General features: G+C 72.9%; 16 protein-coding genes. 8 read left to right on the top strand and 8 right to left on the bottom strand.

The window, feature by feature from the left end; all coding sequences use genetic code 11:
• Positions 1-75: 75 nt before the first annotated feature.
• Positions 76-819, top strand: coding sequence for an SDR family NAD(P)-dependent oxidoreductase (locus ABD52_RS07355; protein ID WP_013285894.1), 744 nt, complete (start codon positions 76-78; stop codon positions 817-819).
• 110 nt (positions 820-929) lie between these two features.
• A complete protein-coding gene (locus ABD52_RS07350; protein WP_030269034.1) occupies positions 930-1307 on the top strand; it encodes an MmcQ/YjbR family DNA-binding protein in 378 nt (125 codons plus the stop codon).
• 97 nt (positions 1308-1404) lie between these two features.
• Here ABD52_RS07350 and ABD52_RS07345 read toward each other — a convergent pair whose 3' ends face one another.
• On the bottom strand, positions 1405-1872 hold the full coding sequence (locus ABD52_RS07345) for an SAM-dependent methyltransferase (RefSeq protein ID WP_013477100.1): 468 nt from the start codon (positions 1870-1872) through the stop codon (positions 1405-1407).
• A 100-nt stretch (positions 1873-1972) separates the two neighbouring features.
• Between ABD52_RS07345 and ABD52_RS07340 the strand changes: the two genes are divergently transcribed.
• The 4 genes from ABD52_RS07340 (at position 1973) to ABD52_RS07325 (ending at position 4988) form a co-directional block, all read left to right on the top strand.
• Positions 1973-2830, top strand: a complete 858-nt coding sequence (locus ABD52_RS07340) for a PhzF family phenazine biosynthesis protein (RefSeq protein ID WP_047891298.1) — start codon at positions 1973-1975, stop codon at positions 2828-2830.
• Positions 2831-3100: 270 nt separating this feature from the next.
• On the top strand, positions 3101-3469 hold the full coding sequence (locus tag ABD52_RS07335) for a YciI family protein (protein WP_013477097.1): 369 nt from the start codon (positions 3101-3103) through the stop codon (positions 3467-3469).
• Between the two features lie 352 nt (positions 3470-3821).
• Complete coding sequence (locus ABD52_RS07330) at positions 3822-4571, top strand: alpha/beta hydrolase (RefSeq protein WP_047891278.1); 750 nt, start codon at positions 3822-3824, stop codon at positions 4569-4571.
• Between the two features lie 9 nt (positions 4572-4580).
• On the top strand, positions 4581-4988 hold the full coding sequence (locus ABD52_RS07325; RefSeq protein ID WP_047891277.1) for a VOC family protein: 408 nt from the start codon (positions 4581-4583) through the stop codon (positions 4986-4988).
• A gap of 90 nt (positions 4989-5078) precedes the next feature.
• Here ABD52_RS07325 and ABD52_RS07320 read toward each other — a convergent pair whose 3' ends face one another.
• Complete coding sequence (locus ABD52_RS07320) at positions 5079-5468, bottom strand: VOC family protein (RefSeq protein ID WP_013285902.1); 390 nt, start codon at positions 5466-5468, stop codon at positions 5079-5081.
• Positions 5469-5494: 26 nt separating this feature from the next.
• Positions 5495-5689 carry a hypothetical protein gene (locus ABD52_RS07315; RefSeq protein ID WP_013285903.1) on the bottom strand — a complete coding sequence of 65 codons (195 nt, stop codon included), beginning with the start codon at positions 5687-5689 and terminating at the stop codon, positions 5495-5497.
• Positions 5690-5887: 198 nt separating this feature from the next.
• On the opposite strand from ABD52_RS07315, the gene ABD52_RS07310 reads away from it, so the two are divergent.
• Positions 5888-7294, top strand: coding sequence for an alpha/beta hydrolase (locus ABD52_RS07310; RefSeq protein ID WP_047891276.1), 1407 nt, complete (start codon positions 5888-5890; stop codon positions 7292-7294).
• Positions 7295-7306: 12 nt separating this feature from the next.
• On the opposite strand, the gene ABD52_RS07305 is transcribed toward ABD52_RS07310, so the two are convergent.
• From ABD52_RS07305 to ABD52_RS07285, 5 genes are all read right to left on the bottom strand, one after another.
• Positions 7307-8368 carry a hypothetical protein gene (locus ABD52_RS07305; RefSeq protein ID WP_047891275.1) on the bottom strand — a complete coding sequence of 354 codons (1062 nt, stop codon included), beginning with the start codon at positions 8366-8368 and terminating at the stop codon, positions 7307-7309.
• A 33-nt stretch (positions 8369-8401) separates the two neighbouring features.
• A complete protein-coding gene (locus ABD52_RS07300; RefSeq protein ID WP_047891274.1) occupies positions 8402-8722 on the bottom strand; it encodes a PadR family transcriptional regulator in 321 nt (106 codons plus the stop codon).
• A 41-nt stretch (positions 8723-8763) separates the two neighbouring features.
• Complete coding sequence (locus ABD52_RS07295; protein WP_030269040.1) at positions 8764-9261, bottom strand: YcxB family protein; 498 nt, start codon at positions 9259-9261, stop codon at positions 8764-8766.
• Positions 9262-9356: 95 nt separating this feature from the next.
• Positions 9357-10100, bottom strand: coding sequence for a cyclopropane-fatty-acyl-phospholipid synthase family protein (locus tag ABD52_RS07290; protein ID WP_013285908.1), 744 nt, complete (start codon positions 10098-10100; stop codon positions 9357-9359).
• A gap of 53 nt (positions 10101-10153) precedes the next feature.
• Entirely contained in the window at positions 10154-10930 is a 777-nt protein-coding gene (locus ABD52_RS07285) for a hypothetical protein (RefSeq protein ID WP_235437389.1), read from the bottom strand.
• Between the two features lie 305 nt (positions 10931-11235).
• Between ABD52_RS07285 and ABD52_RS07280 the strand changes: the two genes are divergently transcribed.
• Positions 11236-12111 (top strand): alpha/beta fold hydrolase, encoded by an 876-nt coding sequence (locus ABD52_RS07280; RefSeq protein ID WP_047891272.1) that lies wholly within the window; start codon positions 11236-11238, stop codon positions 12109-12111.
• Positions 12112-12121 lie beyond the last annotated feature (10 nt).

Raw genomic sequence — 12121 nt, 5'->3', positions numbered from 1 at the left:
CGTCCGTGCGGCGTCGCGAACGCGGCGTCCGATCCCCGCCGGACAGCCGGCCCGTCGTCGACCAGGCTTTCCCGCATGAACAACGCACTCGACGGCAAGGTAGCTCTCGTCACCGGCGGTGGCCGTGGCATCGGCGCGGCGGTGGCCCTGCGCCTGGCCGAGGACGGCGCCGACGTGGCGCTGACGTTCCAGCAGAATCAGCGACGCGCCGACGACGTGGTGGACCGGATCAGGGCCGCGGGTCGGCGGGCGATCGCCGTGCGGGCCGACAGCGCCGACCCGGCGGCGGTGATCGCGGCGGTGGACCGGGCGGTCGGTGAGCTGGGCAGGCTGGACATCCTGGTCAACAACGCGGGCGCGTTCCTGCTCGGGCCGCTGGAGCAGTTGAGTCTCGACGAGTTCGAACAGACCGTCGCGGTCAACGTCCGGGCGCCGTTCGTCGCGACGCAGGCCGCGGTGCGCCACATGTCGGCCGGTGGACGGATCGTCAACATCGGCAGCAACACGGCCGAGCGGACGGTCTTCCCGGGCTTCTCGCTGTACGCGATGAGCAAGACCGCCCTGATCGGCCTGACCAAGGCGCTCGGGCGCGAACTCGGCGGCAGGGCGATCACCGTGAACCTGGTGAACCCCGGTGCCACGGACACCGAGCTGAATCCGGCCGACGGTCCGAACGCCGACACGATCAACGGGTTCACCGCGCTCGGCCACTACGCGCAGCCGGCCGACGTGGCCGCCGCGGTGGCGTTCCTCGCCGGCCCGGACGGGCGCTACGTCACGGGGGCGACTGTGAACGTCGACGGCGGATTCACCATCTGACCTTCGGGAACGGCCGGGGTCGTGACCGGGCGCTGGTGGCCTGCCCACCGCGGGGCGGAGCGGCGGCTAGGCTGTGCCGGTGTGGAAGGCGGTGTCCCCTGGTGACCGTCATGGTTGACGCGGACGACGTCCGCCGGGTGGCGCTGTCGTTGCCCCACGTGGTCGAGATCGACAGTGACGGCTTCGACTTCCGGGTCGCGGGCAAGGGGTTCGTCTGGTCCTATCCCGAGCGGACGCCCGGCAGACCGCGGCGTATTCGCACCGACATCGCCGTGCTGTACGTGGGCGACGAGGCGGAGAAGCAGGCGTTGCTCCTCGGCGAGCCCGACCTCTTCTTCACCACGCCTGCGTACGACGGGTCACCGCTGGTCATGCTGCGGCTGGCGCACGTCGGCGTCGAGCGTCTGACGGAGCTGGTCACCGACGCGTGGCGGATGCGTGCCCCCGACTCGTTCGCCGGTGACCCCGACGAGGCCGCCGGCGGGTGACGCCGGCGATCGGGCTTCGTCGAACCAGACCTTCTCGACGAGGGTCGCGTGCTTCACCAGACCCGGCAGCGTGGTCCGGGAGGCAGGCAGAGACCTGCTACGGCTGGAAGTACTCGGACATCATGCTGCTGACCCATTCCGGCTGCCGGACGTTCGCGGGGACGAACTCCTCGAGCACCGGCTTCAGGTCGATGACGGGCGTGCCTGACACGGCGTCGAGGCCCACCACCGTCAGTTCGCGGCCGTCGACGGACTCGATCCGGCAGCACGTCACGCCGATCCGGTTCGGCCGGCGGGGGCCACGGCCGGCGAACACGCCCATCGGCGGCAGGTCGGCCCGGCCCCGGTAGGGGCGGGGCTCGCGGTGGTCGCCGTCGTCCGGGAACCGGTCGAAGACGAACAGGACCTCCACGTGGGAGAACTCCTCCAGGCCCTGGAGACATGCTTCGCCGAAGCGCTCGTCGACGACGATCGTGCTGCGGACGGCACCCCAGTTGTCGCTGTGCTGGATGTCCGTCCGGTCGTTGCGGACCGTGCCGATCGCAGTGATCTCGAAGCCGCTCATGACCGGAGACTAGTTCCGCATCGATCGCTCCGGGGCCCCGTGTCGCCGTGAGCCGGTCACGGGGCACACGAGCCGGACGGCCGGCGCTAGGCTCATGATCATGGACGTTCTCCGATACGCGGCGTTCACCGCCGACCCCGCCGGTGGCAACCCGGCCGGTGTCGTCCTGGACGCCACCGGTGCGGGCGACGCCGAGATGCAGCAGGTGGCGGCGCAGGTCGGCTATTCCGAGACGGCGTTCCTCGTGCCCGCGGGCGGGGACGGCCGGTTCACTGTGCGCTACTTCAGCCCGAAGGCGGAGGTGCCGTTCTGCGGCCACGCGACGATCGCGTCGGCGGTCGCGTACGCCGAGCGGCACGGCCCCGGCGTGCTGCACCTGGACACCCGCGCCGGACTGGTCGAGGTCGCCACGAGCGTGCAGGCCGACGGCACCACCACCGCCACGCTGACCAGCGTCGCGCCGCGCACCGAACCCCTGAGCGCCGAGGACCTCGCGGTGCTGCTCGCCGCACTGCGCTGGTCGCCGGACGATCTCGACGCGACGCTGCCGCCGCGTGTCGCGTACGCCGGGGCCTGGCATCCGATCGTGGCCGCCGCGACCCGGCAGCGCCTGGCGGACCTGGACTACGACATGGCGGCGCTGAGCGCGCTGATGGCCGACCGTGACTGGACGACGATCGACCTGGTGCACCGGGAGTCCCCGCTGGTGTTCCACGCGCGTAACCCGTTCCCGCCCGGCGGTGTGGTCGAGGACGCCGCGACGGGGGCGGCGGCCGCCGCGTTCGGCGGCTACCTGCGCGAGCTTGGCCTGGTGCAGCCGCCCGCGACCGTGACCGTGCGGCAGGGCGAGGACATGGGGCGTCCGAGCCTGCTCACCGTCGGCATCCCCGCCGGACAAGGTGCCGGGATCGCGGTGACCGGCACCGCCGTGCCCATCCCTGAGGAGGACGTGCGATGAGGCCGGACCACTACGACGGTTTCGTCACTTCGACGGGCAGCGGGCCACGCTCACCTACTGGCACCGGCCGTTGCACGCGATGACGAAGGCGTTCACCGGCGCGGGTTTCCGCCTCTCGGTGATCAGCGAACCGCCCTCCTCACCCGACACCCCGCGCCGGTCGCACAACGACTGGACCCACTGGGTCCATGACGTCGGATACCGGGCGGCTCGTTCGTAGTACGGGTGAGAGGCGGCCTGACCGGGCCGCCCGGACAAGGGAGTCATGGCATGCCGCGGTACCTGATCTCGTTCAACGACGGCGCGATGGACCACATCCCCGTCGAGGAGATCCCCGAGGTGGGCAAGGACGCGCACGCGGTCATCCAGGAGGCCGTGAACGCGGGCGTGTTCGTGTACGGCACCGGGCTCGAACGCCAGCAGGCGAGCATCGTCGGTACGGACGGGTCGGTCACCGACGGGCCGTTCCCGGAGACCAAGGAGGTCATCGGCGGTTTCGTGGTCCTCGACGTGGCCTCACGCGACGAGGCGCTGAAGTGGGCTGCCAAGATCGCCGTCTCGTGCCGCTGCGCCCAGGAGGTCCGGGAGATCATGCCCGACCCCGAGACGGAGGCGATGCTCCGCGCGGCGGGCCGGTGACAGGTCCGAAGTCGACGCGATGACGGGGTGGGCGTGGCACCCGGACGGCAGCCAGGCCCTCCATGATCGTTACCCAGGTCGCGGCAGTCGTCGAACCGCACCGGGAACGACGCCCGGCCCGCTTGCGTGAACTCGGGAACGAGTCGCTTCCCCTCGGTGCGCGTCGGATGGCCGGGTGCGGCGAAAACCGGTTGGCGGTCCCGGCGAGCGCTGTTAACTTGCCGATGGCCGTGCCGGAGAACGAGGGAGGTGGTACCCGTGACCGCAGTATCGACATGGGTGCTCCCCTCGGGGGTCACGGCCGGGCGACAGGTCGTCCGGGAGCGCCGTCGCACTCCCGAAAGGCACGACCATGCGATTCGTCTCCGACCAGCGCCTCGCCGACGGCGTCCGCGAACGTGAGTTCACCCTCGGCGAGATCCCGGGCATCCTGTGGACGCCCGCATCCGCGCCCACGTCGGCCCCGCTGATCCTGCTCGGCCACCCGGGCGGACTGCGCCGGATGTACCCCCGGCTGGTGGCCCGGGCCCGCGACTGCACGGCGCAGGGTTTCGCGGCGGCCACCCTCGAACTGCCCGGCGGCGGGGACCGGCCCGCGTCCGCCGCCGCCGCCGAGCAGGCCCGCGCCGACCTGCGGCGGGCACTGGCGGCAGGCGAGCCGGTCACCGACGACATCGTCGACCGGCTCGTCCTGCCGCTGGTGGAGAAGGCGGTCCCGGAGTGGCGGGCCGCGCTGGACGCCCTCCTCGCACTGCCGGAGATCGGCGGTCCGGTCGGCTACTCCGGCGGGGTGATCTCGATCGGCGTACGGCTGGCGGTGGTCGAACCGCGCATCGCGGCCGCGGTCCTGTTCGCCGGGAGCTTCGTGCCGCGAGCGATGTTCGCCGAGGCGCGGCGGGTCACCATCCCGCTGCACGTCCTGTTGCAGTGGGACGACGAGGGCAACGACCGGCAGATGGCGCTGGACCTGTTCGACGCCTTCGGCTCGGCGGAGAAGACGCTGCACGCCAACATGGGCGGGCACACGGGCGTACCGCGGTTCGAGGGGGAGTCCGCGAACCGGTTCTTCGGCCGGCACCTGCGGACACCGCCGAGCTCATAGGGTGGACGCATGACGCCCGTGACCGGACTGGACCACGTCGTCATCGCCGTGTCCGACTGGCGGGCCGCCACCGACTTCTATCGCGACGTCGTCGGCGCCGAGGTGATCGGCGTCGGCGGCGACCGCGTCGCCTTCCGGATCGGCCCTCACCAGTTGAGCGTGCACGGGCCGGGTCTCGACCTCGGCGGCAACGTCGCCCGAGTCCCGGTCCGCCCGGGCAACAGCGACATCTGCTTCGTCTGGGCGGGGCCGATCGAGGAGGCGGTGGCGCACCTGCGGCGGCACGACGTCGAGGTGGAGACGGGACCGGTCCGGCGGGTCGGCGCCGGTGGCGCCGGGACCAGCGTCTACTTCCGCGACCCGGACGGAAGCCTGCTGGAGTTCATCTCCTACCAGGAGTCCTCGCAGCAGCCGTAGGTCCTTGCCCTGCCAGCTCGCGGTCCAGCTGTGCCAAGGGCCGCCGGGGTGCGTGAAGCGCGCGGAGCCTCGACGCCCGATCTCGGGGCGTCACGCGGACCCGCCCACCGGCGACGCCCAGGTGGGGCGCCGGATCAGGCAGAACGGGTGGCCCGCCGGGTCGGCGTACACGTGGTCGCCCGGCAACCGCCGTGCGCCCAGGGCGAGCACCGCCTCGCCCGCCGCGTCCTGGTCGTCGACCATCACGTCGAGGTGCATCTGCTGCGGCACGGCCGGATCCGGCCACGTCGACGGCGTCAGCCCGGGGGCGCGCTGGAACGCCAGCCCGGACGCCGCCGTACTCGCCGACACCACGGTGAAGTCGTCGTCCGCGTACGTGATCGGGTCGCCGAGGACCGCGCTCCAGAACCGCGCCTCGGCCATCGGATCCGGGCAGTCGACGATCAGATGGTGGAGCCGCCCGAGCGGCACAGGGATCACCCCGTTCCTGGCCGTGCTGCCGGGCGTCAGCTCAGCCGCAGGTCGTGCTCGTCGAGGGCGGCCTCGATGACGCCCAGCGCCTTCGGTCCCATGCCGTGCAAGCGGGCCAGCTCCGCGCGCGGCACTCCGGCGAGCTGGCGCAACGTGGTGTAGCCGGCGGCGGTCAGCGCCCGCGTGGCCGGTGCGCTGATCTTCGGCAGGCGGTCCAAGGACGAGGTCATCGCCCGATGCTAGACCGCTAGCACCCGGCCCGATGCCCCCGCGAGCGCCCGGCCGGCAGATGCTGATTCACCTCCGTCGATGCGACACTCGGGACGGCCTCGGGGGAAGGCCCGACGGGTATATCGGGGCGTTTCCGTATGGGACTCGGGTGGGGTGCCGCTGAAGAATCGATGAGCATCCAGACACCGGGAGGTGCCGTGTTCCGACGTACCATGGCCGTCGCTCTGGCCGCGCTCACCGTCCTGGCGGGACTGCCCGGCGCGGCGCGCGCCGGTCTTCCGTCGCAGCGGCTCGTCTGGGGCGAGTGCGCCGACGACCTGCCGGGCGTCCCGCCGGATGAGCGCGTGCGGTGCGCCCGGCTCCGGCTGCCGGTGGACTGGGCCCGGCCGAACGGCCCGGCGTTCGACCTCGCCGTGGCACGCCGGTCCGCGCGCCTGCCGGAGCAGCGGGTGGGCACGCTGGTGTTCGGGCCGGGCGGGCCCGGCGACTCGGGGGTGGAACGCATCCGCAGGGGCGACCGGTTCAGCGGCGAGTTGCTGGACCGGTTCGACCTGGTCAGCTTCGACCCGCGTACCGTGGCCCGCACCGCCGCGCCCGTCTGCACGCCGGATCCGGCGTTGCGCAGGCCGCCCGTCCCGCTGGCCGGCCAGGCCGACTTCGACGCCGCCGTGGCCTACAACCGGGCGCTGTGGAGCCGGTGCCGCCCGACCAGCCCGGTGTTCGACCACGCCGACACGCTCAGCACCGTCCGTGACCTCGACGCGCTACGGCGTGCGCTGGGGGAGCGGCGGCTGTCCTTCCACGGCAGCTCGTACGGCACCCTGCTGGGCCAGCAGTACGCCGAGCGGTACCCCGGCCACGTGCGGGCCGTCGTGCTGGAGGGCGTGTTCGACCACAGCCTCGACGTGCGGTCCTTCGTGCGGACGCAGGCCGCCGCGTTGCAGGACGCGTTCGACGAGTTCGTGTCCTGGTGCGACAGGTCGGCGGACTGTGTGCTCCACGAACGGGACGTGCGATCGGTGTGGGCGCGGGTGCTGGCCCGCGCGGACCGTGGGGAATATGCCCCCCGTACCGCCTTCGACGTCACCGCCGTGGCGCTCGGTATGCTCGCCGGCCCGCGCTGGCCGCAACTCGCCGCGATCGTGCGGGACATGGACGCCGGTACGCCGCCACCGAAGGTGAATCTCTCGATCTCGGTCGCGGCGTTCTGCGCGGACTGGCCCGCCGAGGTACGCGACTACGCCGAGTACGCCGGCCTGGTCCGGGAAGCCAGGGCCGCCGCCCCGGACGTCCGGTACGGCGCCGGTCTGCTGGCCGTGCAGACCTGCCTGGGCCGGCCGTCCCCGGTCCGAAATCCGCCGCACGAGCTGAACGTGCACACCCGCACGCCGCTGTTGCTGCTCAACGCCCGGCACGATCCCCGTACCGGCTACGCCTGGGCGGTGAACGTCGCCCGGCAACTCGGCCGGCACGGACGCCTGGTCACCTACGAGGGCTGGGGCCACGGCACCTACCAGCGCAACGACTGCACGACCGCCGTGGTGGACCGGTACCTCGTCGACCTGACGGTGCCCGCCCCCGGCACGCGATGCCCGGCGAGCTGACCCGGCACGCCGCTAGACCGCCGGGTCTGGTGCCCCGGCGAGCGTACGGCCCGCCGGGCGCCGGTGCGGCAGCGCCGCCAGGCCCAGCGCGAGGAGCAGCAGGACCGCGCCGAGCAGGAACGGCAGCGACAGGGTGGGCTGGCCGAGCCACTCCCACGGCACGTGCCAGCGGGGATGCGGCTCGCTCAGGTGGTGCGTGAGCATCAGCGGCGCGCTCAGCAGGATCGGTGCGGCCCAGAACACCATCGCGACGCCGTACAGGACCTTCGCCGGGCCCTGCACCAGCGGGTGCCGTCCCTCGGTGCGGCGGCTGGCCCAGCCGAACAGCACCCAGCCGCCCAGCGTGCCCAGCGCGAAGGCGAGCAGACCGGCGAGGTAGGCGGCGGCGGGGGTGGCGCGGCTGAGGGCGAGGCTCATCGAGCCCTCGGCGTTGATCTGCACGGCGAGGATGTGGTCGCCGCGATCGGCGTACACGGTGATGTCGGAGGGGATGGACGCCGGGTCGCACTGCGGACTGCCGGGGACGCAGCCGTACGCGTCGGTGTGGACGGGCGCGCTCCGCTCCCACCCGGCGGCGTCCAGGCGCTGCCGCAGGTCGGTGAGGCCGCCGGCCGGTGCCTGGTCGAACGACGCGGTCAGCTCGGCCAGCGCGTACTCGCCGCCGTCGCCGAGCAGCAGCTCGGACAGGAGATCCTCGCCGAGCGGGTGGCCGTAGATGAGGAACACGGCGGGCGGGTCGTCCTGGTCGAGGTGGCTGACCTGCCGGTCCGGGTAGAGCTGCCCGACCACGGCGGCCAGGTCCCGGTGGTCGAGCGGGCGGGAGCCGAGCCACGCGAGCCAGGTGCCGAACGACGCGGCGAACAAACCGCAGACCACCGCGAAGACCGCAGCCCAGGCCACCACGGAACGGCTCGCCGGCCGTCCCAGCCGGGCGCGCAGACCATGACGTACGAGATTCGCCGCGACCCGGCCACGCCGGTGGGCCGAACCGACGTCCCGTACCGTCTCCAGGATCTCGGCCCCGCGCGCGCGGCGATAGTCACGGGGGTAGGCCAGCAGCAGCCAGCGGTGCATGGGTTTCTCCCTACGGTGCCGCGACGGCGGGGGTCAGGCGGGGCGAGGGCGCAGAGCGCGCAGCCGGGTCTCGGCGGCGGACGCGAGCTGCCGCAGCCGCTCGGTCTGGCGTGCCAGTTCGGCCCGGCCGTCGGCGCGCAGCCGGTAGTAGCGGCGCAGCCGGCCGTCGACCACCTCTTCGTGGCTGAGTTCGACGAGGCCCTGCGCCACCAGCCGGTCCAGGGCGGCGTAGAGCGTGCCCGGCAGCAGGTTGACGCGACTGCCGGACAGGCCGGCGACCTCCTGGATGATCCCGTAGCCGTGGCGCGGCTCGTCGGCCAGCGCGGTCAGGATCAGGAAGGTCGCCTCGCGCATCTCACTCACCGAGGCAACATATACAGCCGATCAATACATGGTCAACGGTCGCCGAGTAGTTGCCGCTCGGCCATGAAGGCGCGCAACGTCCCGGCGTCCTCGGCGGACATCAGCCAGCGGGGGATCACCGTGGCCGGCATCCGCCCGACGTACACGATCCAGAAGTCAGGGGTCTCGGTGACGCGCGTGACGCCGTCCCAGGCGATGCCGCCGGACTCCGAACCGCTGCGCATCATGATGTTGCGGTCGTCGATGTCGTAGCCGCCCTCGACCGCGTAGCCGCCGGAGCGGCGCCGGGCCCGCCACCGCACCCACGGCGCGTACAGCATCGACAGCACGCCGGCCACGATCAACGCGGTCCACAGCGACGCGAAGCGGCCACCCCGCTCCGACGCCTGCGAGGCGACCCACCCGATCACCCCGATCGCGGCCAGGGCCGCGCCGATGTAGCCGAACCGGCGCAGCCGGGCGGCGGCCAGCGCGGCGGCCACGCGGGCCGGATAGGCGGGATCGGCCGGTACGGCGAAACGGATCTGCATCGGCACCGAGGACCACCCACCGGACTCGTGTTCTGGACGGCGGGAGCGCTGCCCCGCGACGACGTGCGGGTCCACGGTACCGGGGCTTCCGACTCTCAGATCCGGCGCAGCACGAACGTCACGAAGCCCAGCATGTTCCGGTACCCGCGCAGCCACTGGTCACGGTGCTCGCGGGCGGCCGTCAGCGCCCCGGCGGCGTCCGGGTGACCGGGGTTGTCCAGCGCCCACTCGGTGAGCGAACCGGTCCACGACCACTCGTAGTCGTCCCACTCGGCCGTGTCGCTGACGTGCGCGTACACCGGGGCCCAGCCCGCCTGCCCGGCGGCGTCGACCAGACCGGCGAGGTCGGCGTGGTCGTCCGGTTTCGCGCCCAGCGCCGCCAGCGCGTCCGGCGTCGGCGGCACCTGCCAGAATCCCTCACCCACCATCAGGATGCCGTCGGGGTTCACGTGCCGGCCGGCCAGCTCCAGCGCTCCACCGAAGCCGCCGAACGCGTGCGTCGACCCGACGCAGAGCACCAGGTCGTAGTCGCCGTCCGGCACGTACGACCGGGCGTCGCGCTCGTGCAGCGTGAGCCGGTCGGCGAGGCCGCGCTCGGCGGCGGCCTCGGCGGCGCGTTCGAGCGCGTACGGGCTGAGGTCCACGCCGTCGGCGTGCCCGTCCGGGTAGTGCGCGAGGGCCTGCAACGCCCAGGCGCCCTCGCCGCAGCCGAGATCGAGGATCCGGGCCGCCGGCCGCCGGCCCGCCCGGCGCAGCAGCCGGTTGAGGTTGAGACCGGAGATCGGGGCCGCGATCGGGTGGTGCGAGTGCGCGATGCTGCTCAGGCGTTGACGGTCCATCGCCGCAGTCAACACGAGGACTGCGGACCCGCGCACGCGGGTTGCCGCGCCGGTCAGTACCGGCAGACGATCGTGGCGTCGTCGGTGGCGACGCCCTCGCGCGCCTCGGCCTCGCGCACCCGGCGGACGACCTCGGCGGGACCGTCGGTCTCCAGCAGGCGCAGCAGCCCCGGCCAGCCGGTCAGGCCGAAGGTGTCCACGAGGCGGCTCGAGCCGTTGCTGAGCAGAGCCGTCGCGCGGACGTCGTCGGCCGGGCACTCGCCGGTGACGGCCTCGCCGGCCACCCGCGGGTCGTCCTTGGCGACCCAGAACCCGCCCGGACTGTTCCGCCGGGCCCGCAGCTCCATCAGCAGCCGCCGGTACTCGTCGCCGCCCTCGGGCACGTCCTTCAGCCGCTCCTCGAAGGACCGCGCGATCACCACCTCACGCGGATCATGGGCGGCGACGGGCTCACCAGAGGCCCGGCCGACCAGCGCGACCGCGTCGCCGAGGACCAGGTGCTCGACGGTCCCACCGGAGAACCGGAGCATCGCCACCGCCGCGAACGGACTGATCGGATGGGCGACGTCGCACGTGTCGCGGTGCGCGTCGGTGACGTGCTCGATGCCCTCGGCCAGCACGTCGCGCAGGCTCCGATCCTGGGACAGCGCACCGAGCAGCGCGCCGCCGAGCCGGGTCGCGTACCAGGCGATGCCGTGGTGGCAGACCTCGTCCGCGCCGGCGATGCCGCCCGCGCCGTCGACCAGGACCATGCCGCACGGTACGGCGCCGGCGAAGTCCTCATTGGCCCGGCCCGGATGCCCCGCGTCGGTCGCCATCGCTACCCGCATCGGCTCATCATGCCGGGACCGGCCGGAACGCGATGCCCCTCGCGCCTTGATCTGAAGTGTGGTTGAGGTCCTGGCGTCGTGGGCACCCGACCACTGCCGGAGGTAGACCACCATGACGACGCCGAACCTGTCCGACGCCGAACTCGCGGGCCAGCCGGCCTCCTACTGGACGGGCATCGCGGGCGACCTCCCACCGTCGGCTCGTTCGAGCGTACGCCCGGCTCACCCCTGTTCAGCCGCCGGTCATGGTCCCGGGCCGCGGCGATTCGGCAGTACGGGCGCGGCCGGGCGGCCAGGATGAGGTGATGCACGCCAGTCAGAAGATCCGCCACCGGCACGCCGACGTCGACGGTCTGGAGGTGTTCTTCCGCGAGGCCGGCCGCCCCGGCGACCCGGCGGTGCTGCTGCTGCACGGTTTCCCCAGCTCGTCGCACACGTTCCGCGAGGTCATGCCCACACTCGCCGAGGTCGCGTACGTGCTCGCGCCCGACCTGCCCGGCTTCGGCATGTCCTCGTCGCCCACAGTCGCCGAGTACGACTACACGTTCGAGAACCTGTCGTGGACGGTCGAGCGCCTCCTCGGACGGCTCGACGTGGACCGCTTCTTCGTCTACCTGCACGACTTCGGCGCGCCGGTCGGATACCACCTGGCCACCCGCGCCCCGGGACGGATCCGTGGCCTGATCGTGCAGAGCGGCAACGCGCACGCCGACGGGCTCGGCGCGCAGTGGGACACCGCGCGGGCGTACTGGGCCGACCTGGGCGAGGCCACGCGCGCCGCGCTGCCGGACTGGCTGACCTTCGACGGCACCCGGGACCAGTACCTCGCCGGGCTGCCCGACCACGTACGCCCGTTGCAGGCGCCCGAGGCGTGGCACCTGGACTGGGAACGGATGACCCGGCCCGGCAACGTCGAGGCGCAGTTCGCGCTGTTCACCGACTACGCCGCCCACGTCGCCCGGTTCGGCGAGATCGCCGGGTACCACAGCGCCCACCAGCCACCGGCGCTCGTGCTGTGGGGCCGGCACGACGCGTACTTCGACGTGGACGAGGTGCTCGCGTACCACCGCGCGCTCGACCGGATGGACGCGCACATCTACGACGGCGGCCACCTGCTGCTGGAGACGCACGCGGCCGAGTGCGCCGCGCTCATGCGCGCGTTCGTCCTCGACAACTCGTGAGACGTGGCGG

Origin of the sequence: Micromonospora sp. RV43 (assembly GCF_001029515.1) — a bacterium.
In the GTDB taxonomy this organism is placed as follows: Bacteria; Actinomycetota; Actinomycetes; order Mycobacteriales; family Micromonosporaceae; genus Micromonospora; species Micromonospora aurantiaca.
Note: the sequence above shows the minus strand (reverse complement) of the source record. Positions and strands in the feature narration are given on the sequence as shown.